This is a genomic window from Spirosoma fluviale, assembly GCF_900230225.1.
GTDB lineage: Bacteria > Bacteroidota > Bacteroidia > Cytophagales > Spirosomataceae > Spirosoma > Spirosoma fluviale.
In genome coordinates this window covers 46,244-68,471 of the sequence record NZ_OCNH01000003.1, presented here as the reverse complement: position 1 = coordinate 68,471, position 22,228 = coordinate 46,244, and the positions used below count along the sequence as shown (strand labels likewise).

At 52.9% G+C, this 22,228-nt stretch carries 18 protein-coding genes; 9 read left to right on the top strand and 9 right to left on the bottom strand.

The window, feature by feature from the left end; all coding sequences use genetic code 11:
- Positions 1-312: 312 nt before the first annotated feature.
- From CRO74_RS16550 to CRO74_RS16540, 3 genes are all read left to right on the top strand, one after another.
- A complete protein-coding gene (locus tag CRO74_RS16550; protein ID WP_097127182.1) occupies positions 313-1,062 on the top strand; it encodes an acyl-[acyl-carrier-protein] thioesterase in 750 nt (249 codons plus the stop codon).
- Positions 1,063-1,156: 94 nt separating this feature from the next.
- Positions 1,157-2,080 carry a DUF1338 domain-containing protein gene (locus CRO74_RS16545; protein WP_097128636.1) on the top strand — a complete coding sequence of 308 codons (924 nt, stop codon included), beginning with the start codon at positions 1,157-1,159 and terminating at the stop codon, positions 2,078-2,080.
- A 41-nt stretch (positions 2,081-2,121) separates the two neighbouring features.
- On the top strand, positions 2,122-2,961 hold the full coding sequence (locus CRO74_RS16540; protein ID WP_097127181.1) for a sugar phosphate isomerase/epimerase family protein: 840 nt from the start codon (positions 2,122-2,124) through the stop codon (positions 2,959-2,961).
- On the opposite strand, the gene CRO74_RS16535 is transcribed toward CRO74_RS16540, so the two are convergent.
- Together CRO74_RS16535 and CRO74_RS16530 are read right to left on the bottom strand one after the other, a co-directional pair.
- Positions 2,962-4,026: an aminotransferase class I/II-fold pyridoxal phosphate-dependent enzyme gene (locus CRO74_RS16535; protein ID WP_097127180.1), complete on the bottom strand. Its 1,065-nt coding sequence runs from the start codon at positions 4,024-4,026 to the stop codon at positions 2,962-2,964. It abuts the gene before it with no gap.
- Positions 4,023-5,045, bottom strand: coding sequence for a dipeptide epimerase (locus tag CRO74_RS16530; protein ID WP_097127179.1), 1,023 nt, complete (start codon positions 5,043-5,045; stop codon positions 4,023-4,025). Before CRO74_RS16530 ends, CRO74_RS16535 begins: the two co-directional genes overlap by 4 nt.
- A 176-nt stretch (positions 5,046-5,221) precedes the next feature.
- Here CRO74_RS16530 and purQ point away from each other — a divergent pair, with 176 nt between their 5' ends.
- A complete protein-coding gene (purQ, locus tag CRO74_RS16525; RefSeq protein WP_097127178.1) occupies positions 5,222-5,908 on the top strand; it encodes a phosphoribosylformylglycinamidine synthase subunit PurQ in 687 nt (228 codons plus the stop codon).
- Between the two features lie 101 nt (positions 5,909-6,009).
- Here purQ and CRO74_RS16520 read toward each other — a convergent pair whose 3' ends face one another.
- Together CRO74_RS16520 and CRO74_RS16515 are read right to left on the bottom strand one after the other, a co-directional pair.
- Positions 6,010-7,101 carry an alkene reductase gene (locus CRO74_RS16520; RefSeq protein WP_097128635.1) on the bottom strand — a complete coding sequence of 364 codons (1,092 nt, stop codon included), beginning with the start codon at positions 7,099-7,101 and terminating at the stop codon, positions 6,010-6,012.
- A gap of 92 nt (positions 7,102-7,193) precedes the next feature.
- The gene (locus CRO74_RS16515; RefSeq protein ID WP_012930789.1) at positions 7,194-7,463 is read right to left on the bottom strand and encodes an ArsR/SmtB family transcription factor; all 270 of its coding nucleotides are present in this window, start codon (positions 7,461-7,463) and stop codon (positions 7,194-7,196) included.
- A gap of 201 nt (positions 7,464-7,664) precedes the next feature.
- Here CRO74_RS16515 and CRO74_RS16510 point away from each other — a divergent pair, with 201 nt between their 5' ends.
- Both CRO74_RS16510 and CRO74_RS16505 read left to right on the top strand, forming a co-directional pair.
- Positions 7,665-8,234 (top strand): type 1 glutamine amidotransferase domain-containing protein, encoded by a 570-nt coding sequence (locus tag CRO74_RS16510; RefSeq protein WP_097127177.1) that lies wholly within the window; start codon positions 7,665-7,667, stop codon positions 8,232-8,234.
- Positions 8,235-8,491: 257 nt separating this feature from the next.
- Positions 8,492-10,678: an alpha-galactosidase gene (locus CRO74_RS16505; RefSeq protein WP_097127176.1), complete on the top strand. Its 2,187-nt coding sequence runs from the start codon at positions 8,492-8,494 to the stop codon at positions 10,676-10,678.
- Between the two features lie 6 nt (positions 10,679-10,684).
- On the opposite strand, the gene CRO74_RS16500 is transcribed toward CRO74_RS16505, so the two are convergent.
- From CRO74_RS16500 to CRO74_RS16485, 4 genes are all read right to left on the bottom strand, one after another.
- The gene (locus CRO74_RS16500; protein ID WP_097127175.1) at positions 10,685-11,953 is read right to left on the bottom strand and encodes an FG-GAP repeat domain-containing protein; all 1,269 of its coding nucleotides are present in this window, start codon (positions 11,951-11,953) and stop codon (positions 10,685-10,687) included.
- Between the two features lie 220 nt (positions 11,954-12,173).
- A complete protein-coding gene (locus CRO74_RS16495) occupies positions 12,174-15,005 on the bottom strand; it encodes a PVC-type heme-binding CxxCH protein (protein ID WP_097127174.1) in 2,832 nt (943 codons plus the stop codon).
- Between the two features lie 88 nt (positions 15,006-15,093).
- A complete protein-coding gene (locus tag CRO74_RS16490; protein ID WP_245877882.1) occupies positions 15,094-15,747 on the bottom strand; it encodes a 3-keto-disaccharide hydrolase in 654 nt (217 codons plus the stop codon).
- Between the two features lie 21 nt (positions 15,748-15,768).
- Positions 15,769-17,157 (bottom strand): glycoside hydrolase family 140 protein, encoded by a 1,389-nt coding sequence (locus CRO74_RS16485; RefSeq protein ID WP_097127173.1) that lies wholly within the window; start codon positions 17,155-17,157, stop codon positions 15,769-15,771.
- Positions 17,158-17,274: 117 nt separating this feature from the next.
- Between CRO74_RS16485 and CRO74_RS16480 the strand changes: the two genes are divergently transcribed.
- The 3 genes from CRO74_RS16480 to CRO74_RS16470 all read left to right on the top strand — a co-directional run bounded on the left by CRO74_RS16480 (position 17,275) and on the right by CRO74_RS16470 (position 20,163).
- Positions 17,275-18,780 (top strand): D-apionate lactonase family protein, encoded by a 1,506-nt coding sequence (locus CRO74_RS16480; protein ID WP_097128633.1) that lies wholly within the window; start codon positions 17,275-17,277, stop codon positions 18,778-18,780.
- 112 nt (positions 18,781-18,892) lie between these two features.
- Positions 18,893-19,336, top strand: coding sequence for a VOC family protein (locus tag CRO74_RS16475; RefSeq protein ID WP_097127172.1), 444 nt, complete (start codon positions 18,893-18,895; stop codon positions 19,334-19,336).
- Positions 19,337-19,602: 266 nt separating this feature from the next.
- On the top strand, positions 19,603-20,163 hold the full coding sequence (locus CRO74_RS16470) for a hypothetical protein (protein WP_097127171.1): 561 nt from the start codon (positions 19,603-19,605) through the stop codon (positions 20,161-20,163).
- A 101-nt stretch (positions 20,164-20,264) separates the two neighbouring features.
- On the opposite strand, the gene CRO74_RS16465 is transcribed toward CRO74_RS16470, so the two are convergent.
- The gene (locus tag CRO74_RS16465) at positions 20,265-22,046 is read right to left on the bottom strand and encodes an ABC transporter ATP-binding protein (protein ID WP_097127170.1); all 1,782 of its coding nucleotides are present in this window, start codon (positions 22,044-22,046) and stop codon (positions 20,265-20,267) included.
- Positions 22,047-22,228: the final 182 nt, after the last annotated feature.

Here is a 22,228-nt window from a genome sequence, read left to right as displayed (position 1 = left end):
TAAGTTGGCCGACTACCGGCAAAAGAAAGCAGAAAAGCCGGTATTTTTATTTTTCCTGAAGACCCTGTAAACTAGGTTTATTGATTAATGTACCGGACCGCATCCTGCTGTCCAGCCGTCAGGCTAAAATGGCATGCAATATTGTTGAAAGAATTAGCCTGACGGCTGGACAGCAGGATGCGGTCCGGTACAATACAAAAAAAACTAAGTCTAAACGAAAGGCCCGGTATTGTTCCTACAGCCGAGCCAATTACATGCTAATATTTGCCTCCGTTTAATCCTACCAATCCGCGTTCTGTCGTTCTTTGCAGCATGGCGTTTATTCAAACAGATACCTTTACACTACGGGGCTACGAGTGCGATGCCTCCGGGCGGATGAGCCTACCGGCTCTGATGAACCTGATGCAGGAATCGGCCAACCGCAACGCGATTGACTACGGCATTGGCATTGCCGATTTGGGCCAAAAGGGCTTTGGCTGGATGCTAATGCGCTTTTGCCTGCGTATGCACCAATACCCGCGCTACGGCGATACGATTCAGTTGATGACCTACCCCACTACGGTAGAGAAATACTTCATTCACCGCGACTTTCGGGTGCTGGCCGAAGACGGTACGTTGCTGGCCGATGCAGGCAGCATCTGGCTGGTGTTCAGCATAGAAAAACGAAGTATGGTGCCCCTCCCCGACTTCATACGCCAACTGAGTCCGCCCACCAATGTTGACCCATTACCCACGCTCCCGCTCAAGCCTGACTTCCAGATAGTACCGTTTATTCCGTCAGAAACCAGGCCGGTTGAGGTGGGGTGGCTGAGCATCGACCAGAATCAACATGTCAACAATGTGGCGTATGTGCAGTGGCTGATCGAATCCATAAACACCGATACCCTGCAAACGCGGGAAATTGCCGAAATTGATTTAGTTTACAGGACCGAAAGCCATTGGCACGATTGGCTGGACGTTCAAACCGCTACCGAAACGGCCGACATGCTATTACACCGAATCGTTCAAACCGAATCGGGTAAAGAGGTGATTCTGGCACGAAGCCAGTGGCGTGAAAATTGACAATTAAGGCCCAAACAGGCTCCGGCTGTTTGTTATGACAGAAGTTAAATTTGTCTATCAATCAAACAGCCGGAGCCTGTTTGCGCCAACAACCATGACTACTTCACCAACTACCCAAACCCTCGACGCCGTGCTGGACGGCCTCATGAGCCGATACAGCGAGCGCGTTCCCGATGTGCATAAAGTTATTGACGCCATGATCGCTACGGGCATTATCCAGTCGGCAGAAGAGATCGAGAACGACCATATTGCCTTTCGGACGATGGGCGTGCCGAATATGGGGCTGGCTTCGTTCGGGAAGATTTTCGCGCATTACGGCTACGAACGCCGGGACGAGTTCAATTTTATCGGTAAGAAACTAACGGCTTACTGGTATAGCCCTCCGGCCCCTCATTACCCCCGCATTTTCGTGAGTGAACTGCGCGTGCACGAGCTATCGGACAAAGCGCAGCGCATCATTCACAACTACACAGATACGGTCACGAGCGACCCCGTCGATTCGCTGGATCTGGACGATGCCGAAGCCGTTGACCGCTTTCTGCACCAGCCCCTCTGGCAAACGCCCACCCTGGCCGACTACCAGACCCTGCTGGCCGAAAGCGAATATGCCGCCTGGGTGATCTACAACCGCTATTACCTGAATCATTTTACCATCAGCGTCCATAACCTGAAGCCGGGCTACAACACCATCGACGAGTTTGTAGCCTTTCTGGAGAGCAACGGCTTACGGCTCAACTCGGCGGGCGGCACCATAAAAGTAAGTCCGGATGGCGGCTTACGGCAGGCGTCTACCGTGGCGCAGATGATCGACGCTGAGTTTGCCGGGGTCGCTGGTTCGCCTGCCGATACGTTCCGCATTGCGGGTTCGTACGTTGAATTTGCCGAACGGCGTATTTTGCCCGAGTTTCAGCACCTCCCCGCCGATCAGATTACCCGACAGCACAGGCGCGAAGGCTTCGAAACGGGCAACGCCGACAAGATTTTTGAAAGTACGTTTACCACCCAAACGGGTAAATAGTTTATTGTTCGATGTTTACGCCCTTAACAAACCTTCACTCCATGAACACAAAATCTACATTGCTACTTGCCGGTCTGCTGCTTTGCAATCTGCTTTCACTGGCGCAGAAACCAGCTCCAGTAGGTCTACAGTTGTACAGTTTCCGGACTCAGTTTGCGAAAGATGTGCCGGGAACGATGGCTAAAGTGAAAGAAATGGGCTTTCGGGAAGCCGAAATTGCCGGGACCTATGGGCTGAGTTTACCGGATTTCCGCAAATTGCTGGATCAGAACGGTATAAAAGCCATTAGTACCGGAGCGAGCTTCGAGGACCTGGATAATAACGTACCGAAGGTGCTGGCCGAAGCCAAAGCACTGGGGGCTAAATACGTAGTCTGCACCTGGATTCCCCATGCTACCGATGTTCTGACGCTTTACGAAGCCGACCGGGCCATCGACGTGTTCAACACCGCGGGAAAGCTGCTGGCCGAAAACGGGATTACGTTCTGTTACCACAACCACGGCTACGAATTTCAAACCTACAAGGACGGTACGTTCTTCGACTACCTGGCCGAAAACCTTGATCCAAAATCTGTTTCTTTTGAAATGGATGTATTCTGGGTAAAAGCCCCCGGCTATGATCCTGTAGCGCTCCTGCAAAAATACCCGAAGCGGTTTGTGCTCATGCACCTGAAAGACCGCAAACCCGGCACCCCGGACAGCAACACCGGCCACTCGGATGTGGAATCGAACGTGACCCTCGGGCAAGGCGACGTCGGTATTGCCGCGATCATGAAACAGGCCAAAAAATCGGGCGTGAAGCACTTTTTCATCGAAGACGAGTCATCGCGTTCGATGGAGCAGATGGTGCCCAGTCTGAACTTCCTGTCCAGCCTGAAATAGCTATATCAACCGCCGGGCAACCTGCTCAATATCTGCCGGTTCATGAAACGCACTGATCACGATGCGCGTGTTGGCCCGGTCGGCAGCGGTCGGGTACGCAAAGGAGTAAATAAGTATGTTATGGGCGAGTAACCGGGCGTATAGTTCGTCGTGTTCGGTATAGAACACCGGGTAGCCCGTAGCGTGGCGGAACAGGCCGGAAGGGAGTAAGTGCTCTTCGGCCAGACGAATGTTCCGTTGAAGTTGCTCCTGCCGTTCGGCGTACAGCGCATCGGCACGCAGATAAGCATCCAGACAAGCCGGAGCCATGGGCGAACAGGCACCGAAAAAGGCCGTTTCGCGCAAACTGGCTATCGTGTCCGAATCCGAGAAAACAGCCCCGCCGGGTAAGCCCATTGCTTTCGCCAGCGATGCCGTAACCAGTACCCGAATCGGTCCGTTTCGGCGGTTCTCCGACAAAGAGAGTTGCGGCCAGATACCCCGCCCGTTGTTGAGCACCCCGATCCCGTGCGAATCGTCGACGACCAAGGTAATGTGTCTATCATCGGGGAGGTCGTTTAGCCAGGCAAAATCGTAATAATCCGAGCAGACCGCGTCGAGCGAGTTCATCAGAATAGCCACCGGTCCGGCGTCGAGCGCCTGTAGCTGGGTGGTAAGTTGGGCCGTCCAGTTGGCAAACGAGAGCTGCGGCAATGAAACCACCGGCGAGTCCCAAAGGGCCGGGTGCGCACCGGGCGCATATATGAACGTAGTCTGCTCTTTGCGAAGCCAGTTAACAATAACCTGCCCGGCCATCATACCCGACGAGAGCGTCAACGCTGCCCCGGCACCAGTTCGCGTCGCCAGTTTGGCTTCGGCCTCTTCGTAAACGCCGAGCCGCAGATTCCCATTTCGGGAACTACCGAAAACCGTCCCGTAGCGGCTCATGCTTTGGGCCACCAGTTGTTGAAAGCCGGGGTGCTGGGGCATCCCCAGGTAGGCGGTGCCGCTAAAGAAAAGGTAATCCGTACCGTTATGGGCGATGGTCCGGTTCGGCAGGTGGTCGATGTGGATTCGCTCGTTCATTCGCTCACCAGCAGGTTCACCCCGGTTCCATTTTCGGTGGCATAGACAACGTGACCATTGTCGAACGTAACACCCGTAGCAGGGTCATTTCCGATGAGCATGGCCCCATCCAGATCGGCATAATCGAGTAACGGAAGCAGTTGCGCAATGGCCGAAATCCCCACGCTCGATTCGGTCATGCAGCCAACCATGACGCGCAGGCCCAGTTCGCGGGCGCGGCTGATCATGCGCCGGGCGGGGGTTAGGCCACCGCACTTGGTCAGCTTGATATTGACGCCGTGGAAATACCCCGCGCAATGGTCAACATCACTTTCGACTATGCAGCTTTCATCGGCAATGATGGGTAAGGCACTTTGCTCATAAACAAGCTTTGCACCGGCCCAGTCATCGGCGGGTAGCGGCTGTTCGATAAATTCGACGCCCAGTTCCTTCAATACCCGCGATTTTTTTATCGCATCAGCCGCCGTCCATCCGCAATTGGCATCTACCCGAAACACAGCATCGGTATGCTCACGGAGGGTCGTAACGAGGGTTATATCTTTGTCTGGCCGACCTAACTTGATTTTATACAATGGCCACGGGCGTTCCTGCATTTTTTCGACCATCCGCTCGGGTGTGTCGAGGCCAATGGTATAATCGGTCAGGGGTGCGTTGGCCGGGTCCAGGTTCCAGAGCTTATAGAGCGGTTGTTGCTGCTGCTTGCCCCACAAGTCCCACGCGGCCTGATCGAGCGCACAAAGGGCAAACGGATTTTGCGCCAGATGCGGCTGCATATCGGCCCAGAACGTTTCGGGATTAGTCAGCGTGTAGCTTTCGATGGTGTGCCGAAGGGATTCGAGAGCGGCCACCATACCATCAATCGTGATGCCGTAATAACGGGTTGCGGTAGCTTCGCCAAAGCCGCTGTACACACCGTCCCGTAACTCGACTAGAAGGGTTGGCTGTACGTCGCGGCTGTCGTGCGCAATGGTAAAGGTATGGTTCAGGCGAAGATCGACCCGATGAAAGAGCAATTGCATCCTGTAAAGATAGGGGAAAGGGCGTAAAGGGAGGAGGGGTGGGTGTAGTAAGTAAAGTGAGTGAAATAGGTGTAGTAAGTGCTCTCCCTATGCTCCATTTCCCAAAAATTGATTGCCCGAAGTAGCGGCTGAACTGCTATCTTTGTGTATTACTTCGATTTAGCAATTCTCCCGCTATGAAATTTGGCGTTGTTGTTTTTCCCGGTTCCAACTGCGATCAGGACGCAGTCGATGCACTGGAACTGATGGACCAGGAAGTCGTAAAACTCTGGCATAAAGATCATGATCTGCAAGGCTGCGATTTCATTATTCTGCCGGGCGGTTTCTCCTATGGCGACTATCTCCGGACGGGTGCCATAGCGCGTTTTTCGCCGATCATGAACGAGGTGATTGCCCACGCCAACCGGGGCGGCTACCTGATGGGTATCTGCAACGGTTTCCAGATTCTGGCCGAAGCCCGACTGGTACCGGGCGTTCTGCTGCAGAACAGCAGTCAGAAATACGTTTGCAAGAACATTTATCTGAAACCCGAGTCGATCGACGCTCTGCTGACGGCGGGTCTGGAAAAGCCTGCGTATAAAATACCCATTGCGCACGGTGATGGCCGGTATTTTGCCGACGCCGATACCTTGAAGTCGTTGAACGATAACAACCAGGTGCTATTCCGGTATTGCGACGAAAACGGTATCGTTACCGAAGCGTCTAATGCCAATGGAAGCCTTGAAAATATTGCGGGCGTAGCCAACAAGAACAAGAACGTTTTCGGCATGATGCCCCACCCCGAACGAGCCGCCGACCCCGTTCTCGGCAATACCGACGGACGGATTATTTTAGAGCAGATATTGAAGGCAGTTTTGGTATGAGGAGCGAGGAGTTAGTAGCGAGGAGTGAGGAGCCATCCGGCAGGACAACATGCGTAAGCCCTCCTAACTCCTCGCTTCTAACTCCTAACTCCTCATATCACTTACGCCCTTGCTTCTTCCAGCACTGGGTAATCGGTGTAGCCTTTTTCGCCGGGGGTGTAGAAGGTCGAGAAGTCGGGTTGGTTTAATTCCGCACCCGTTTTCAGACGCTCCACCAGATCGGGATTGGCAATAAACGGCCGACCGATAGCGATCAAATCCGCTTTTCCGCTCGTCAGAGCCGCTTCTGCCCGCTCGGCATCATAGCCTCCGCTCAGAATCAGCGCACCCGTATAATTTTTCCGGATAGCCTCTACAATGGCCGGATCGACCGCCGGTGCGCCCATCGACTCGTGATCGACCAAATGAACGTACACGACGTAATCCGACAGCTTTTGGGCTACGTAATGGTAAATCTTGTCATCATCCGGTGAGTAGGGCATATCGTTGAATACACCATAAGGCGACAGGCGAATCCCCGTCTTCTCTTTCCCGATAGCGGCCGAAATCTGCTCGGCAATTTCCAGCGCAAAGCGGGCATTATTTTCCGCAGAGCCGCCGTATTCGTCGGTACGCTGGTTCGATGTTGACCGCAAAAACTGCTCGACCAGATAGCCGTTTGCGCCGTGAATTTCCACCCCGTCGAAACCGGCTTCAATGGCGTTTTTGGCGGCCTGTACAAACTCCTGAACCGTCTGTTTCACTTCTTCCGTAGTCAATGCGCGTGGCGTTGGGTGGTCGAGCATACCGTCTGTATCGGTGTAGATCTGCCCGGCCGCAGCAATGGCCGACGGTGCGATAACTTCGCCATTCTCGTGCATGTTGACGGGGTGGCCAATACGCCCGCTGTGCATCAATTGGGCGAAGATTTTACCTCCTTTGGCATGAACCGCATCGGTAACGTTTTTCCAGCCTGCTATCTGCTCTTTTGTGTAAAGCCCCGGAACACGGGCGTAGCCATTGCCATTAGGTGAGGGCGCAATACCCTCCGTTATGATTAGACCGGCCGATGCCCGTTGTTCATAATAAGTGGTCATGATGTCGGTTACAGCATGATCAGTTGTGGCGCGGTTCCGGGTCATGGGAGCCATAACAATCTGATTCTGAAGCGTCAGGTTACCCAGCGTAGCCGCCGAAAAAAGTTTTTGTGCCATTGGTAGGGTCCGTATATCTACGGGTTTGATTTTCATATACGGACAGAAAACCAAACCAAATATTTAAAAGTTTAAATGTTTTTAAGAAAATTTTATGTCAGTTTAGACAGGAAGTCCGACAATTGCCGTGTCGTATTTTTGTTCAGGCGTAGATAAACGTTTCTTCCTTCTTTGGCAGCGATCACTAACTCGCTCTCCGTCAACAGTCTAACGTGGTGTGAAACGCAGGGTTGGGAGAGGCCGGTCAATTCCTGAATATCAGAAGGCGTCATGCTTTCGCGCTGCGCCAGTTCCAGTAAAATCGAGAGCCGGTATTTATCGGCAATTGCACCGGTTGCCTTCTCGCATGATTTAGAATCCATAATACAAACGTAACCAAAAACAGGTTGTTAAGGTGTGTTTAGTGAGTTATGCCAGCCGATAGCGGAATTTGTGGTTTGACTATTAACAAATAACTACATCGACATAAATTACTCATTTGGTAATCCTTTTCAGGAAATAATTGGATAACCTTCTTCTTAGTTCATGAGTTGATAAAAGCAGAACTAAATTCTCAACGTATTATGGAAACGCAGCAACGATTGCAGGGAAAGAAGGTGGCGATTCTGCTAACCGATGGCTTTGAACAGGTCGAAATGACCGAACCCCGCAAAGCCTTACAGGAGGCTGGGGCTACCACGCACCTGATTGCGCCGAACGGGGGCGAGGTAAAAGGCTGGGACGAAACCGAATGGGGCGACAGCTTCCCGGTCGACCTACCGCTGGCCGCTGCCGACCCAAACCAGTATGACGCACTGTTATTGCCCGGTGGCGTATTGAACCCGGATAAACTCCGCACAGAACCCAAAGCGGTGCAGTTTGTTAAGCATTTCTTTGAATCGCAGAAGCCGGTAGCCGCTATCTGTCACGCGCCAATCATGCTCATTGAAGCGGGTGTGGTGAACGGACGTAAACTAACTTCTTATCCATCGATTAAAACGGATCTTATCAACGCCGGTGCTAACTGGGTCGACGAAGAGGTAGTAACCGATCAGGGCCTGGTCACGAGCCGCAAACCCGACGACATTCCGGCTTTCAACCGCAAAATGATCGAGGAAATACGAGAGGGTAAGCATAAAGGCCAACATGCTTAGCCAGCGAGGCCGATCTAAATGGGTCGGCCTTTTTTGTTACCGATTGCGTTAACTGATGTCCTGTTAGAGGCTTGCATATTTTGATGCGTTGTCTGGGCCAAGTTCCAGCTTGGTCTTATACATTTGATACTTAAGTTCAAGGCCAAGCTATAGCTTGGCCCAGACAAAATCTACTCTACTAACATTCTTCCAATTTATTCTTCTTATTTAGGGCTTTCATTAGCGGCTTCGCGCTTAACATCCTAAACCAGAAGAGAATGAATAGCAAAATTTGGCTCGTAGGCTGCTGGCTTATGGCCCAAAGTGGCTTTGCCCAAATCAACACCTTACCCATCTACAAGCCCACGCCTGTCAAAACGGACTGGCTCATTACACCCGTTACGCAGAAGGCTGGGGTTTTTCAGACCAACGGCGGCAGAGATTTAGTGTTAGCCAATGGCCTTATTAGCCGTCGGTTTCGGATCAGCCCCAATCTGGCAACAGTCGATTTTCAGAATTTATCCACCAATGAACAGTTCATCCGGGCAGTAGGCCCCGAAGCGCGGGTGACGCTGAACGGGAAAACCTATGCCGTTGGCGGGCTGTATGGCCAGAGAGAGCGGGCTTACCTGCGTGAAGAATGGCTCGATGGCTTCACCGCCAATCCGGCCGATTTTCAGTATACATCCTTCACCGTTTCTCCGATACAACCGTATATCAACTGGCAATCCCGCACCTGGACACTCAACCGAAAGCAACCCACCGGCCAGGAACTTACCCTGCACTTTGCCTCGAAACAGCCTGGTTTGCTGGGCATCGACGTTGCGGTTCACTACGCGCTTTACGATGGACTGCCTGCCCTCAGCAAGTGGGTAACCATCTCGAATAAATCGCAGAAAGGGCTTCATATCAACCAGGTCGTCAATGAAATTCTGGCAACTCCGGAAGAAGAATCGGCCGTGGTGGGTAAGCCCGAGCAGATGAAGAAGCCGCAGCGAATCTACATCGAGAATAACTTCGCCTTCAACAACGCTATGCGGTACGACCTCTCTGATCAGGCGACGCACTGGAAAACGGATTCGCTGTACACCTCACAGGTTAATTACAACTACGAAACGCCCTGCGTGCTGGAAGTATATCCGGGTCTCGGCGTTGGCGTTGAAGCCGAACCGGGACAGACGTACACCTCCATCCGCACGTTCGAACTGCTGCTGGATAGTTACGATCGGGAGAGAAACGGGCTGGCACGTCGGCAGTTCTACAAGACTGTCACGCCCTGGACAACGCAGAACCCCATTTTCATGCACCTCGTCAGCACCGACCCGGTCATTGTTAAGCGGGCCATCGATCAGTGCGTCGAAACGGGCTACGAGATGGTGATTCTCAGTTTCGGCAGTGGCCTGAACATGGAAGACGCCAGCGACGCGAACATCAAAAAATTCAAAGAACTGGCCGATTATGCCCACGCGAAGGGCATTTTGCTGGGCGGCTACTCACTGTTCAGCAGTCGGCGGATCGACGATGAGAACGACGTGATCGACCCAAAAACCGGTCTCCCCGACAAAGGGGCTTTCTTCGGAAACGCGCCCTGTCTGGCGAGTAAATGGGGCATCAATTACCTGAACAGCCTGAAGAAGTTCATCACCGAAACTGGTTTCGACCTGCTCGAACACGACGGCCCCTACCCCGGCGATGTGTGTGCCTCGACCAAACACCCCGGCCACAAAGGGCTGGACGATTCGCAGTGGGTGCAAATGGAGATGCAGAAAGGGTTTTACCGATTCCTGAACGAGAAAGGGGTGTACATCAACGCCCCCGACTGGTATTTCATGGACGGCAGCAACAAAATTGGGCTAGGTTATCGGGAGGTCAACTTTTCGCTCTCCCGCGAGCAGCAGAAAATCCTGAACCGGCAGAACATCTTCGACGGAACCTGGGAGAAAACGCCCGCGATGGGCTGGGGATTTGTGCCCCTCACCAAATACCAGGGCGGTGGCCCGGAAGCCGTGCTGGAACCCCTCAGCGAACACCTGACCGACTACAAACAGCTGATGATGCAGTATTACGGCGCGGGTGTGCAGGCCTGCTACCGTGGCCCGCGTCTCTACGATACTGACGCCACCAAACAGACCGTAACGGAGGTGATTAGCTGGTACAAAAAATACCGCCCCATCCTCAACGCCGACCTGATTCACCTACGCCGGGCCGACGGTCGCGACTGGGACGGATTCATGCATGTGAGCCCCACGGGTAAAGAGAAAGGACTTGTCATGCTGTTCAACCCGTTAAAAACAAAAATCACCCGCACCATCAAGCTACCCTTGTACTACACCGGCCTGCGCGAAACGGCGACCATTCGGCAGGGCGAAGGCAAGGCAAAAATACATAAGCTAAACCGGAATTATGAGGTTGAGCTGACGGTGGAGATTGAGCCGGAGAGTTACGGATGGTGGGTTGTGGAGTGAGTACCCCTACTTCTTCACCTTGTTCTCGAACAGGAAAACGCCGTTCTTATTGGCGATAACGATATCGGGTTTGCGGTCGCCGTTCATGTCGTGCGCTACGATGTTGAGGCCCGCGCCGGAGTCGTTGTCGATGACGTGCTCTTTGTAATAGGGGGCCTTGCCGGGGGTGAATTCAAACCAGAGCAGGATACCCGGATCGCTGTCGCCAGGATCACGGCCGTGATGGGCCAGAAAGCGTTTGCCGGTGATGTAGTCGGCGCGGCCGTCGCCGTTGAGGTCGGCCATGATGGACGAGTGGGTTTGGGCGGTGGTGTTGCTCATGAGGTGGGTTTTGAAGTTAATGGCCCCCTGCTCATCTATGACCTGCTCGTGCCACCAGATACCCAGCGCGTGTGCCGATGCACTGACGACGTCCATTTTTCCGTCGCCGTTCACGTCCAGCACCTGCATGTGTGAGCAGGGTTCGCCCAGATTAGCCGGGTGAAAGACCCAGTTGCCAGATTTATTGTCAGCCGTTCCTTTGAACCAGCCATCCCGAATCACGACGTCTTTAATACCGTCTTTGTCCACATCGCCATAGCCGATCCCGTGCGAAAATATCTCCGTGCCGGGCACGTTTTCTGTGCTTAACGGGTAGCGTGTCCATTCCGTCTCGCCGGGTTTCGATGGTGGCTTTAGCCAGACAATCTGCTTCTTGTCCTTATCGCCACATAGAATATCGAGCCGGCCATCGCCGTCAATGTCGATAAACCCGGGTGATTCATTGGCAATGCCAACAGAATCGGCAATGATGTGCTTTTTCCACTCACCTGATGTGGATTTATTCTTTGGATTCTCGAACCAGAAAGCGGGTTTGCCGGGGAAGTCGATAATGACGACATCGTCCCAACCGTCGAGGTTGACATCCATGCCTAGGTTAAGAAACGATTCGCTGTACTCCTTTCGGGGGTCGAACGTACGGGAAGGAGCCATTTCATGGCGCGTCCAGTTGGGGGCTTCGAACCAATAATAACCCGCCACAATATCCATGCGTCCGTCTTTGTTCAGGTCGGCCACAGCTACGCCTTCCGAGATAAAATCGCGGGTGAGGGTGGTCTTTTTGAAATCGCCTGCCGGAACGACGGGTGTTGCCGTCGCTCGTGTGGGTGTGTTTTCTGCCTGCTGTTGGCGCACCTTGAACAGCGGCTTTGCCTCCTGGCCGTATGCGCTGGTTAGGCAACAGGCGAGGAGGATGGTATGTAGGTGGAGTTTGGTGTTGGTTGTGGTCGTGCTCATGGTGATATCGTGGCCATCATCGTGGTCGTGGTCGTGGTCCGAGGGCTATGCCCCCGGTTAATCACAGTCAACCCCTTCGGGGTTGTCGAGTTGTTGGCTATCACATAACAACCCCGAAGGGGTTGACTGTGGATATCCGGGGGTGTAGCCCTCGGGTACCGGACAGCCCTCGGGTAAAGCCCCCGTTACAGGTAGCCCTCGGTTACCGGACAGCCCTTGGTTACTCGTGCGAATGGTCGAGTTTACCCACGCGGTCATTCAGCTCTTTCAGCAACTTCTTTGCTTCGTCGGTACCCATGGCCCCGATGCGCTGAATAGTGTAGGATAACTGCTTCGGCATCTTCGACTTCTGGGCCATTTCCAGCGCCCGCTTCATGTCGACAGCAGCCAGGGGTTCAGAAGCATACCACACCATTAACGGCAGATTGTGGTCGTCCTTGTCCTGCACTTTCTGAACGAGCGCGTCCATCACATCCCACCGCTGAGCGGGGTCCAGTCGAAGCATGGCTGAGGTCAGATACAGCCGAACAAGGGCCGAGTTGTCGTTTTGGGCCAGAGCCGCAAAGCGCTTCAGGGTTTCGGGCGATACATTCTTACCCTCTGTCAACAACTGGATGGCCCAGCTCCGTACGTAGTCACTTTCATTCGACAACAAATCGGTCAATTCTTTTTCAGAAAGTCCCTTTGTCACATGCAACGCCCACAGAGCCCGAAGCTTCCGGGTCGGATCAGGATTTTTCGCCAGGATTTCCTTCAGCGCTTTATGTACTTTTTTGTTCGGACCACGCTCCTGCAAAATGGTTCGGGCTTGCCGTACGTACCATTCGTTGGCGTTTAGCTGGTAATTGACCAGTTCCATGTCCGACGCTCTGGCCAGATCGACCTTAACCCATTTGTCGTTTTCGTGGGTGATTTTGAAAATCCGGCCCATCGTTTTGTTATGCACATCCGGGTTTGGACTGTGGCACTGATTTTTGTCGTACCAGTCAATGGCCCAGACCGAACCGCTGGGGTCGTACTTCATATTCAGCCACTGCGACCAGGAATCGTTCATGGTCAGAAAATCCGGCTTGTGCGTAACCATGTACCCCGACCCGGCCCGAACGGGGTGGTCGTTGTTCAGCTTGGCCCCGTTGATGTTGTTCATAAAAATATCGTTCCGATACTCCTTCGGCCAACTGTCGCCCCCCAGATAGATCATAGCGCCCGAATGGGCATGACCACCACCCGCCGAAGCCGACCGAAAGTTACCGGCATGTGGCCCCCGCTCGCCCACCCAGTGTACGTGATCGGCGTGGGTTTTAATGTCATCGTAGGTATAGGGATTGAAATGCTTACCCGCCTGCCGGAAATATCGTCCGCCCTGGATCATGTTGTACATGTGCGGAATTACGCAGGCCGTTACGAACGCGTGGCCGTAATCGTTGAAATCGAGCCCCCAGGGATTGCTGGTGCCTTCAGAAAATAACTCAAACTGGTGTGTAGTCGGGTGAAATCGCCAGACACCAGCGTTCAGTTTCGTCCGCTCCGAATCAGGGGCGCCGGGCTTGCCAACGTTAGAGTGCGTAAACACGCCGTGGGTGCCGTAGAGCCAGCCGTCGGGTCCCCAGCGGAGGCTATTCAGTACTTCGTGAGTATCGTCGGTACCCCAACCGTCGAGCATTTTCTGAGGTGGTCCCAGCGGTTTATCAGTCTTAAAATCAGCGGGAATGAACAACAGGTACGGAGCCGCGCCCAGCCACACGCCCCCCATGCCCACTTCAATACCACTGACCAGATTAAGCCCTTCGGCAAAGACCTTCCGACTGTCCAGCGTGCCATCGCCATTGGTATCTTCCAGAATAAGAATGCGGTCCCGGCCTTGTCCTTCCGGTGCCGGAACGGGATACGTATGCCCTTCAACTACCCAAAGCCGACCACGAGGGTCGAGCGTAAAGCAAATTGGTTTAACAACATCTGGTTCAGCCGCTCCCAGCGTAATCGTGAAGCCCTTGGGCAACGTCATGACTTTGGCCGCTTCGATGCCCGACAGTCCGGCATGAAGGACGGGGTCCAGTGGTGGCAGAATGATAATATCCTTCTGGTTCAGCTCGTTGGGAAAAATCGGTCGGGTGGCATAGAACTGAAAATCATCAAAATTGATATGCGCCAGTTTATCATTCGCGATGTAGGGAATCTGCGAAATACCCGTTTCGTTGTCGATGATTCGGATAAAGATTTCCTGATTCAGATACGATTTCAAATCGACCACGACCGGCTGAAGGGTAGCCCGCCCCTGCCCGGTACTGTGAAAAATAACCTTGTCCGTGTTGGCCTGCACCAGTTCGACCCGCGTATCCAGCAACGCGCCCCCCGACACTTTGAACGCAGCAAACGGCTGGGTGACGGTGAATGGAACCGACGTCAACGTACCCGTTTGCTTATAGTTGACAGTACCTCCGCTGCTCAAAAAATACTTCCCGTCGAAACCAATGTGCATCTCTTTATCGTGTACCGGCGACGGGTCCTGATCGACGAGCGGGTTGGTAAACGCGTCGCCGGTAGCGGTCCAGTCGGCCAGGGTACCCGTTTCGAAATTCAGGTTGAGCGGCTTCCCGTTTTTCGTCGGCAGCTGTCCGGCAACGGTGGCCGTGGCTAACGAACCTTCAACTACCTCGAAATTACCGACCATGCCAGCCGCGCGGTGGCCCGGAACCGAGCAATAATAAGTATCACTTTTATCGGCGGTGAAGGTGATGCTGGTACTGGCACCCTTATCGTTGATCGACTTACTTTTTAGACCCAGTTTCTCCAGTGATATATCGTGCGTCATCTGCTCGCCGTTGGTAATGGTAATCCGAACGCGGTCGCCTTTGTTGGCTTTCAGCGTAGGGTTGCGGGCACCGTCTTTCGAGAAATAACCGAGCATGGTGGCCTCCATTGCGTATTCACGATCAACCTTCTCCGTGGCCTGAGCCGCCGGTTTGGCTTTGGTCGATTGGGCGAGGCTATATGGGCTGGACAGGGCGAGGGCAGCGCAAACAAAAAGGATGACTAGATAAGACCTGTTCATTGGAAATAAGTCGTAAGCCGGTGAATGTAAATACGTTTATCTATGAAACTAGATGAATTGAATTTCCTACTGATTAGGGGTGGTATCTTCACAACTCCACAATTACTAAATCCCGAAACTCGACCTGCGCCACTCCCCCGCTGTGAATCTGCACGGCGATGACGCCTTTATTCGGGATTTTGCTGTCCTTCTCGATGTAGTCGCAGGTTTTAACGCCGTTGATGTAGAGTTCATGACGGTTGCCTTTGCAGCGGATGATGTAGCTGTTCCAGCCGTCTTCTTTCAGGAGATGTCTGAGCGTTCGCAGATCGCCACTCACGAGTTTTTCCCGGCGGTGCTCGTCGTACAAATCACCCCAAAAACCGTTGCCAATGTCGGCCTGATACCCCACTATTTTGCCACCTTCCAGCACAGATCGGTACTGAATGCCGCTGTTGATCATGCCCGTTTTCGGATCGCCGTGCAAGCGAAACAGGCAGCGAAATTCAAAATCGCCGTACTCTTTTAGCGTATGTAAGTAAGTATTTTCCGGTATTTTATGGATGCCGTCACCGCTCATGATCATGCTGTCGGCTACGGACCATAGTTTTTGGTGGGCCGGATCGACCGTCTTCCAGCCCTTCAGGGTTTTGCCGTCAAATAAAGACACCGCTTTTTCCGGCGATTGAGCAAAAGTGGGTAGCCCCATAAAGGCATAGCCAGTTATACTAAGTACGAAACAGATTTGACAGAGTGATTTCATGATTCGATAATTGAATGAGCGTTACAAAGCCGCATAGTTTTTAGTCGCGTCGTCCAGCACCAGTATCCAATCCTGCCCGTAACCCTGCGTGGGTGGTTTAAACTGCATGGGCTTCTGGTTGTCGAACGAGCCCGCCGACTGCGTTTTTCCCGAACGCGGATCGAACCAGGTTGCGGTAATACTTTTGCCCGAAATTTTCCCCGGATTGACCGTAAACGGCTTTCCAGCGGCCGAATACACAAAGGCATAATCGGCACCCCGCGTAGCCTGAATCCGTTCGGCGGGGCCGAGGTTGTTTTCAACGATTAGCGACTGATCGGGTATGCGGGCCAGCAGCGGGCGGGCGGTCATCAACCGCCGAACGTGTTTCATCTGGTTCGCTCCGGGAAGGTCGAGGGCTTCCTGCCAGAAAATATGCGGGTTGTTCACGGCGGGTCGTTTGGCACTGTACATCTGCCAGATGTCGTGGCAGCCATAGGTATGTCCGTGGGCACCAGCAAAGAGATCCAGATAAGCATACAGCCGCACATCATAGGCGTTGGAGGTACCCAGGTCTTTCGCGTTAAAACAAACCGGATGGTCTTCGTAAATCGGTTCGGCATCCATCGTCGGCTTCACGGGCTGGTTGTTATACGACACCGTGATGTTGTCATATGGGCTGTTGTTACGGCAGTGGCCGTTCTGGTGCATGTTGAAATCGAACCACGCATCATTCTTAAACCACTTCGATGCGCCCCCGTCGAGACCATTGGGCTGCGGGTGGTAGGTCATCAGAGCTTTATCGGCCCCGCCAACGGCCTCCTGGATACCGGTGGCCATAGCTCGCCATAGCTCTACATCCGACGATCCGTCGCGGGGCTGGCGGTCGCCCCCGAGTACCCAAACGATGTTTTCGCGGTTTTTGTAGCGATTGCCCAGATAACGCCCATAGACCTTTGCGTTGGCCGGGTTAAAAATTTCCGGTCCCTGCCCCCACGAACTTTTAAAAACTTTATCCCCCCAAGTAGGCAAAAAGGCAACGACAATTCCGTACTGAGCCGCTTTGTCGATAATGAAATCGACGTGTTTGAAATAGGCTTCGTTGGGTTTGGTTGGGTCATTATCCACGAGTGGTACTTCGCCATAGGGATTCGGCTCTTTGAGGCCGTCGAACTCGGCCAGCGCTACCGCTTGTACAACCGTGAAACCCTGTTCGGCCCGGCGTTTGAGGTACTGGTCGGCTTCTTCGCGGTTCAGGCGGTGGAAGAGTTCCCAGGCCGTATCGCCTAGCCAGAAAAACGGGCTGCCATCCTGATGAACCAGGTACCGTTTATTGTCGGACACTTTCAGGCGTCCGCCCGAGAACGGCTGCTGCGCCAGTACCAGCGTTTGAGTAAAAATGAGTAAGAGTAGCAGGAAGGTGTTTTTCATTGGTTTAGGTATTACCTTATAAACACATTGGTAGGTAAACTAAAGTGTCGGATGGTCTACTTTTACCTGTTAATAAACCGCCTGCCTTATCTCCGAAAACGACAAATCTACTCCTCTATGTCTCATATCTTACACGCTGGTCCTGTTAACGTTCGTTACGAAAACGGATTTCTGCGCTACATTTCGCTCGACGAAACGGAACTTGTCCGAATGATCTACTTCGCCATTCGCGATCATAATTGGCTTACGGCCGCACTTACGTTCACTAACGAAGTGATCGGGCAAACAAACGATTCCTTTCATATTCAGTACGACTGGCAAACAAACGACCTCGGCATTCAAATGACGGGCAAAGTTACCATCGAGGGCGAAGCTGACGGGACAATTACAGTCGATTGGTCGGGCAACGCCCTAAACACCTTCCGAAAAAACCGGGTTGGGCTATGTGTGCTGCATCCAATTGAGGGCGTTTCGGGGCAACCCGCTGAGTTGATTGCCCCGGACGGACAGTACACAAACGCCCATTTCCCAACCTACATTAGCCCGCATCAACCATTTCTAAATATCCAGACCCTGCGCTGGCGACCCGCTTCCGGCGGTACCTGGCAACTTGATTTTTCGGGCGATGTGTTCGAAACGGAAGACCAGCGCAACTGGACCGATGCCTCCTTCAAAACCTATTCGACTCCCCTTTCCAGACCTTTCCCGGTGACGGTACAGACCGGTGACGTGTTCAGCCACCGTATTGTATTCAGTCAATCGAAACGGGAAATCCCGGCCGAAATGGCGCCCATTGAGGTAACTCCACGGTCGGACAACTCCACTTCAACCAGACCGCAGGTTGGGGTCGGACAGCGCACCGACGGCCCACCGTTGACGGCTACCGAAGCGGCTTTGTTGAAAAAACTCAACCTCTCGCACCTGCGGGCCGACATTTTCTTTAGTCTGCCTGACTGGCAAACCCGGCTGATCAACGCCATTGCGGATGCAACGTTGCTGACGGTTCCGCTGGAACTGGCCGTATTTTTCGGCGACGAATCCGCGAATGAACTAAGCCTTTTACAGCAACTATTGAAGACAGAAAACGCAGCCGTTCATTCGATTATCGTGTACAATGCCGCGACGTTAACCACCTCAACGGAACTCTTACAGGCGCTTGTCCCGGTCTTGCGCACCAACTGGCCTGACGTCCTGGTGGGGGGTGGAACCGACGATAATTTCGCCGAACTGAACCGGAATCCGTTCGACTTTTCGCTGGTTGATTTCGTGGCTTACTCAGTTAATCCGCAAGTTCATGCGTTTGATGATCTGACCTTACTTGAAAACATTGCCGGACAGGTGGAAACTGTTTCATCAGCCCGCAACCTGAGCGTAGGTAAACCCATTCATATTTCGCCGGTAACGTTGCGGTCGCGCTTCACCACCCGCGCCGGAGCCGCCACCGAACGCCTGAACCAGCCCCCCGACCCGCGCCAGACAACCAGCTTCGGGGCCGACTGGACTCGCCAAAGTCTACAGGCGCTCACCGATGCGGGCGTTGCGTCGATCACGTACTACCAGTCGCACGGGCCGAATGGTTTAGTAAACGACGATGCCGTGTATCCACTGGCGACTGTTTTGTAGTGCCAACCGTTCGGTACTACATAGTCGCAATACACCCACTATTTGTCGGTTTCACCCTGTCTTTGCGAGAAGCGCATACCCTACATTTGTCTGAACATAACCCGTAAACAACATGCAGAAAATCACCACCTTCCTGACGTTTAACGACCAGGCCGAAGAAGCCGCAGTGCTCTATACGTCCATTTTCAAAAACTCGAAAGTAACTCGAATTCGGCGCTTGCCTTCAGACACCGTTATGTCGGTTAGCTTTGAGCTGGATGGGCAGGAGTTTATAGCCATGAACGGCGGGCCGTCCTTTACATTCTCTTCGGGCACTTCGCTCTTCGTTCACTGCGATACACAGGAAGAGGTAGACATGTACTGGGAAAAACTCTGCGAAGGGGGTGAGCCCGGCCAGTGTGGCTGGCTAAAGGATAAATTCGGCGTTTCGTGGCAAATCATCCCCGCGTCGTTGGGTCGGTTATTGGGCGACAAAGACCCCGAAAAATCAAAACGCACCATGCAGGCTATGCTCAACATGACAAAAATTGATACGAAAGTGCTGGAAGAAGCGTAGGTGAGCACTTTTATGACGCTGTTCCCTGCCCGATTGTCCTGTTCTATTGTAAGGAATATGTCCGGGATTTTCCGCCTTCTGCTGAACGTCGGTTTACGACTCTATAGGCACATTTTGCGTGTACTCAACTGATTCCGTGGCGGCTTCCGGTCAGTCGATTATCAGCCACGCTACAGCTGATAACTTTTTATGTTAAAAGAATTTAACGACTTACAACGCGGTCATTAATTACGGCATCTTCGGGTAAACTAATTTATGACCATACAATGAAACGTTATGTATTATTAATGGCTCTCTTTCTGCCTGTTTATGGATTTGCCCAATCATCGCCAGATGCGCACCAGCAGGATTTGCTGGGTCAGGGGCATATCATGGTAGGCGTCAATGCGGGTGGCGGCTATGGGAGTGGGCCGGGTACTGTGGCCCATACAACACCCCGTATCCAGTACTTTCTGAAAGATGGCTGGTCTGTTGCGGCCGAAGGTCGCTACGTGAACATTGGGCCGCATTTCAGGTATTTTGGGGGTGGTTTGTCAACGCGTTATTACTTTTTACGCAGCACCCGTTTTGCTATGTTTGGTCAGGTGGGGGCAAACTATGGCCAGCGTTCCTACGGTCGGAGGGAACCAACGAACCCGTATCAAACGCTATCCGGGTTTAAGGGAACGGCCTGGCAGGTCAATGCGGGTCTAGGTGCCCATTATCGGGTGGGGAATCGCTGGTCCATCGAAGCAATGGTAGAAGGCACCCAGTTCCAGAAAGCCTATTTGTCCCCCTATAACAGCGGATGGCAGGGAAGCATAGGCGTCAACTTCCGAATTAAATAGTGAATTTGTTGTTGAACACAGCCTGTTAAAAAACGAAAAAAGGGCGGAGATTCTAACGACCTCCGCCCTTTCCTGAATTGTATATCGAAATCTTTAAATCTTTACGCTTCTTCCGTTTGCAACTGTTTTTCATACAGTTCGCGGTAAGCTCCGTTCTTTGCCAGCAGGTCGTCGTGGGTGCCCTGCTCGATAATGTCGCCGTCGTCCAGCATGATGATGAAGTCGGCTAGTTTCGCAGATGAAACGCGGTGCGAAATCACGACCGATGTCCGGTCGGCCATGATGCGCTGGAGATTATTCAGGATGATGTTCTCCGTGTTGGTATCCACCGCCGAAAGGCAGTCGTCCAGAATCAGAATTTTAGGATTACGGGCAATGGCGCGGGCAATACTCAACCGCTGTTTCTGCCCACCCGACAGGGTAACCCCCCGCTCACCAACGCGTGTATCGAACTGCTCCGGAAACTCCAGTACATTCTGGTACAGATCGGCATCGCGGATGGCCTGCTCCACGCGCTCCTGTGGCAGATCGGGCTTACCGAAGCGAACATTGTTGCTGATCGTTTCGGAGAACAGGAAAACATCCTGCGGCACGTAGCCCATCTGCTCCCGCAGCGAGGTCAGGTTGTAGTCTTTGATCGGGATACCATCGACCCGAATCTCACCCGAACTTACGTCATACATGCGCGTTAGCAAGTTCGCCAGCGTACTTTTGCCGGAACCGGTCGTGCCCAGAATAGCCACCGTTTCGCCCGCCCGGACATGCATCGAGAAGTTCTTGATGGCCGTGATGCCCGAGTCAGGGTACACGAAACGCACGTTTTTAAACTCGATTTCGCCGTTGATGGTATGCTGAATATTCTTCTGCGACACAATGTCGGTTTTGATGTTCAGGAATTCGTTGATACGCTCCTGCGATGCGGCTGCCCGCTGCGTCTGGCTCGTTGTCCAGCCCAGGGCCATAACCGGCCAGGTAAGCATGTTCACGTACAGGATGAACTCGGTGATGTTGCCCGGCGTGAGTCGACCGGCGAGGATTTCCTGACCACCAACGAAAATCACCAGCACGTTACTCAACCCAACCAGAATGGCCACGATGGGAAAAAACAGGGAATCGACCCGCGTCAGGCTCAACGATTTGTTGCGATATTCATCGCTCTCAAGCTCGAATTTTGCAGCCGAATTATTCTCCTGCACAAAGGCTTTAAGGACGCGAATCCCGGAAAAAGCTTCCTGTACATAAGTAGACAGCCGCGACAACGACCGCTGAATTTCTTCTGACCGACGAATGATGATGTTATTAACAATATAAATCGCCACCGACAGCACGGGCAGCGGCAGTAGCACATACAGCGACAACCGGGCGTTAATGCTTACCATGTAGGTAATCACCAGAATGAACAGCACGATCAGGTTCAGCCCGTACATAATGCTGGGACCGACGTACATCCGCACTTTGCTCACATCTTCCGAAATCCGGGCCATCAAATCGCCGGTGTTGTGTTGCCGGTAGAAGCTCAGGGGCAACGTCTGGTAGTGGTTATAAATCTCGTTTTTCAGGTCATATTCCACATGGCGCGACATCACAATAAGCGTTTGCCGAACCAGGAACAGGAAAAACCCTTTTAGCAAAGCCATGACCAGCGTGAGTATACCAAACAGCAGAATGCTGAATGTAAATACCTCATAGAGCGACGACTGAAGCGGAGATTTATCGTAGAGGTAATAGATATCCAGCGTTTCGCGCACCAGATCCAGGGCATAGCGCACCAGCTGCGCCGGAAAAATACCGAACAGGTTGGAGATGATGGTGAACACCGTCCCCAAAATCAGGTACCATTTATACTTTAGGAGGTATTTATTTAGATAGGAAAGAGCTTTCACAATTCAACCGGCAGCGTTTAGTTCGTAACCGCCCGGCACGGGGAAAAGTTGCAGGGAAAGTGCTAGTAGTAGGAGTTAGGAGCGAGGAGCGAGGAGTGAGGAGCCATCCGGCAGTATAAACATGCGTCAGCCCTCTTAACTCCTCGCTTCTCATTTCTCGCTTCTCACTCCCAACTCCCAAC